Raw genomic sequence first — 1,094 nt, forward strand, 5'->3', positions numbered from 1 at the left:
CGTTGTGTTCACGTACCCCGCCCTTTTTCCGCTAGGGGCGGGCACGGTACTGGGCACCGGCGTGTGTATATCAGTACTTCGCAAGGATATAAACATGCAGAATAAACTCTCACGCCGCACGCTTGTTACCGGCGCGGCTTGGGCGGCACCCGTGGTCATGGCTTCTAGCTCCATCCCGGCGTTCGCCACATCGCCGGTCGAGCCCTGTGTAGCAGATAAAACGTTTAACTCACAGCACTACGCTAAGCCCCCGCGCGGCAACACCCGCGAAAAGGTCTACGACCACTGGACAGTCCCCGCCGACGTGCACGAGATCAAGTTCTATGTGCGTGGTGCCGCTGGTGGCTCCACTCACCAAGACCAGTACGGTGGCGGCTTCGGCGGCGCTGGCGCCGAGGTAGCCGGCTACCTTGATGTGACCCCCGGCGAAACCCTTACCTTCGTGACCGGCGCAGCTGGTACCGCAAACTTCGACGGCACCCCCGCTGAAGGCGGTAAAGGATTTGGTGACGGCGGTTCCTCAGCTGCTCTTCCCACCGACTCTGAGGTAGGTATTCGCAATAACCAAGCGCAGTTCATCCTTGATAAGTTGAAGCCCGCAAAGATCCAGTACGGTGGCTCCGGTGGTGGGGCATCCGCTATTGTTCGTATGGAAAGCGATGGGTTCACCATTAAGGAAGTTATCGCTATTGCTGGCGGCGGCGGCGGCGCGGGTGTTACCGTGCAGCACAACACCAACGACTACCCCCGCACCAAAGAAGGCAGCTACAAGACTGCCACTCTCACCATCGGTGAGCAGGGCAGCGGCGGTATGCAGGTGCAGCAGAGCCCCCAGAGCGTTGAGGGCCAGACCGTCACAGTAGTGCAGCATGTGGACAGCATGGACGGCGGCGACGCGAGCACCTCCCTGGAGGACTACCCCGACTACGAGCAGACCGTCTACGGCGGTAAGGGCAGCGGCACCGCAGAAGGCGGCAGCGACGGAACCGGCGGCGCTGGCGGTGAAGCACCCGCAGCAGATCAGGACCGGGTCACCCAGGAATACCTGAGCTACGCCCACTTCGATAACTCGACGGGTGCATACATTAACTACT

At 61.0% G+C, this 1,094-nt stretch carries 1 pseudogene; it reads left to right on the forward strand.

The features are described 5' to 3' along the window. Positions 1–94 precede the first annotated feature (94 nt). Positions 95–1,094, forward strand: a pseudogene (locus Q4P78_RS09285) (hypothetical protein); the annotation flags it as partial.

Source organism: Rothia sp. (in: high G+C Gram-positive bacteria), from assembly GCF_030540545.1.
Lineage (GTDB): Bacteria > Actinomycetota > Actinomycetes > Actinomycetales > Micrococcaceae > Rothia.